The sequence below is a fragment of the Treponema sp. genome, from assembly GCF_024696245.1.
Classification (GTDB): Bacteria; Spirochaetota; Spirochaetia; order Treponematales; family Treponemataceae; genus Treponema_D.
Window position 1 is genome coordinate 1 of record NZ_JAILGZ010000083.1, and the last position, 3,372, is coordinate 3,372.

The following is a 3,372-nucleotide window of genomic DNA, read 5'->3' on the forward strand; positions in this document are numbered from 1 at the left end:
AAAGAAGATGTTTTGAATCCTGTTTACTTGTATTTTCTCTTCAAATCAAATACAGATTATTTAAATTCAAAAGGAACCGGGACAACATTTAAAGAATTGTCTAAATCGGCTGCTGAAAAAATCAAAGTGCCAGTTCCGTCTCTTGACCTCCAAAACCAATTCGCCGCCTTCGTCCAGCAAATCGACAAATCGAAATTTGTATTGCAACAACAACTACAATTTATCAAAAAATATGTTATAATGACATCTTGGAGAAAAATATGCTTTTATACCACGGTAGTAACGTAGAAGTTTCAAATCCTCAAATATTGGGATCAGACAGACGTCTTGATTTTGGTAAGGGATTTTATCTCACCTCCAGCTATGAACAGGCCAAACGATGGGCTGAATTAACCGTAAAAAGACGTGAAACTGGAAAAGCAACTGTCTCTGTATTTGATTTTGATGATACTTCTGTTTCGGACTTAAAGATTCTCCGTTTTACTCAGGCCCAAAGAGAATGGCTTGAGTATGTCACAATGAATCGTAAAAATCAGATTATCCCAAATGACGATTATGATATTGTAATAGGTCCTGTAGCAAACGATCGAACAATGCCTGTTATAAGTCTCTATTTTGCAGGAATCTATGATATTGAAGAAACGATAAAAAGATTGATGCCGCAAAAATTGTGCGACCAGTATACTTTTAGAACTGAAAACGCAATAAAAAAACTAAAGTTTCTGGAGGTAAAATAAATGGGAAAAGAACTGCCATATATTCTTCAGTTTTATGATAACGAAGTTTCTCTGCTTATAAGCAATAAATATGGATATCCAATTATGGATTCCTACAGAAAGTTTTTATTTTCTAAGACCTACCAGATGCTTTGCAATCCAGAACTTGAAATGTGGGAATTCAGTCCTGCAGGTATTTTTGACATCTGGGAATCTGAACTTGTTACAGGAGAACCTCGCAATTCCTTGTATTTAAGGAGAGACTAAATGACAAAAGAAATGGAATTCTTTACTTTCCTTCTGGAACAATATGCTCGTTATAAAAACACAACTGCTGACAAGGTTCTTCATCAGCTAGATGAGTTAAATCTAACAGATTATGTTTTTAATATGTATGAAATGTATCATGGTGAAGCTTTGGAAAATGCTTATGCAGATATAGATAAACTTATTGAAAGTAAGACCAAATAACAAAATGTGAGAGAGCCATGAACTTTGATTTTCTAAAAAAGTATTCTGAATTAAGCGATTTGTATAATTACTGTAATCAGGCAGAAGTTTTTGTAAGTCAGTTTCCTGATGCTTCAGTGCGGTCTGCCCGCAATGGCTTGGAATGTGCAATCAAACTTTTTTATATAACAAAGTATGGTCAGTATTCAGAGATGTCAGATCTTTTTGGTCTTATTGAAGATTATAAGTTCAAAGCATACCTTGATGAACCACAATTAAGTGCCGTTCATAATGTTCGTAAACTGGGAAATATGGCAAGTCATGCAGAACCTATCAATAATCGCATGGCCATGCTCTGCCTGCATTCTCTTTACGACTCTGTTTGTGAAATATTAAAATTCCTTGGTATCATTTCTTCTTATCTTCCATTTGATAAAGATGCTGTATCTGATGCTGTTCCAAATGCTGCTGAAGCAGAAAAGACAAAAAAGAAAATAATCATCAAAGTAAAAAAATCACCTTTTACAGTAGCCCAGAAGGGAAAAATTGCAGCAGACACAAAGATGACTTCCAGCATCGATTATACAGAGGCAGAAACACGTGCAGCACTTATTGATATGGATTTACGCGAAGCTGGCTGGACAGTCTGTGATATTAAAGAAGCCGTAAAACCTGAGACTGCCTGCATTGAAACAAAACTTACAAATATCCCTGTTTCAAGTGATTTTCCTACTGGAGTTGGTTATGCAGACTATGTTCTTTATGATAGAGATGGGAAACCGCTTGCCGTTATTGAAGCAAAACGCACTTGTAAAGATGTAGACACCGGAGCAAAACAGGCAAAAATCTATGCCCAGGCATTAAAAGACAAGTTTGGTATAATGCCTGTAATTTTCTATACAAACGGCTATCAGATTTACATGGTGGATGGAGTCGGTGGCCCTGCCCGTCGTGTATTTGGTTATTATTCATTAAAAGAGCTCCATTCACTTATTGTACGTCGTAAACTTGGACCTATCGAAGATACTCGTGTAAATCAGGAAATCTCTGACCGCTATTTTATCCAAAACGCATGTACTGCTGTTTGTACTGCTTATTCTGGTTTTAAGAGAAAAGCATTGAATGTTATGGCAACAGGAACAGGAAAGACACGTTTTGCCATTTCCCTTGTAGATATTTTGATGCGTAATGACTGGGTAAAAAACGTCTTATTTCTTGCAGATAGAACAGAACTCGTTGACCAGGCAAAAAAAGCCTTTGCAAAATACCTTCCTAATGCAACTCTTTGTGCAATTTCAGAAGTAAGCGGAAGTCAGCGGGATTTTGATGCGAATGTTATTTTAAGCACTTATCCTACAATGCTTAACCTTCTTGATACAGATGAAAAGACATTTGGAATTGGCAGATTTGATTTAATCATCATCGATGAATGTCACCGTTCCTGCTACAACAAATATCAGGCTATCTTCCACTATTTTGATTCACTTGTTCTAGGTCTTACTGCAACTCCAAAGGACCAGGAAGGTCAGGAAGATACATACTCTTTATTTGGACTTGAAGTAGGTCACCCAACATTCAGTTATGATTATCCTACCGCTGTTCAAGAAGGCTTCCTTGTAGATTATGCTGCTATTGATAAGACAACAGCCCGCCTTAAAAATGGTGCTAAGTATTCTGAACTGAGTGATGCAGAGAAGAAAGAATATGATGAAGTTTTTGCCGAAGAAGGAGCTTTACCTGATAATCTAAAAGAAAAACAGGGCAATGAGTTCTACAAAAATATTATCAACATCCCAACAATCAAACTTGTTCTTGAAACATTAATGAATGAAGGTCTTCGTGTAGATAATGGCGAAGGACTTGGAAAGTCTATTATCTTTGCTGTAGACCATGATCATGCAGAAAAAATCGTAAAAACTTTTAAGGATGTCTATCCTGATAAAGGAGATGATTACTGCCAGCTTGTAGATTACAGTGTAAGTAAGGCAGGAACAATTATTGACGATTTTAAGATGCCTGAAAAAGAACCTATCATAGCAGTATCAGTAGATATGCTTGATACAGGAATTGATGTACCAGAAGTTTTGAATCTTGTTTTCTTTAAGAGAGTATATTCTGTAATTAAGTTCTGGCAGATGATTGGTCGTGGAACTCGTGTCTGCAAAGATTTTAATGTATTCAGTCCTTCAAAAGAATTTTTTGGAAA

The 3,372-nt window shown here is 36.2% G+C and carries 5 protein-coding genes; all 5 read left to right on the forward strand.

All coding sequences use genetic code 11. The features are described from left to right. A partial coding sequence (locus K6D58_RS05975) for a restriction endonuclease subunit S (RefSeq protein ID WP_296828618.1) occupies positions 1–288 on the forward strand: 288 nt, incomplete at its 5' end. Next, on the forward strand, positions 261–737 hold the full coding sequence (locus K6D58_RS05980; RefSeq protein ID WP_296828620.1) for a DUF3990 domain-containing protein: 477 nt from the start codon (positions 261–263) through the stop codon (positions 735–737). The genes K6D58_RS05975 and K6D58_RS05980, both read left to right, overlap by 28 nt. Next, the gene (locus tag K6D58_RS05985; protein ID WP_296828622.1) at positions 738–983 is read left to right on the forward strand and encodes a hypothetical protein; all 246 of its coding nucleotides are present in this window, start codon (positions 738–740) and stop codon (positions 981–983) included. Next, complete coding sequence (locus tag K6D58_RS05990; protein ID WP_296828623.1) at positions 984–1,187, forward strand: DUF3791 domain-containing protein; 204 nt, start codon at positions 984–986, stop codon at positions 1,185–1,187. 17 nt (positions 1,188–1,204) lie between these two features. Beyond that, positions 1,205–3,372, forward strand: a 2,168-nt coding sequence (locus K6D58_RS05995) for a type I restriction endonuclease subunit R (protein ID WP_296828625.1), incomplete at its 3' end; no start/stop codon positions are given.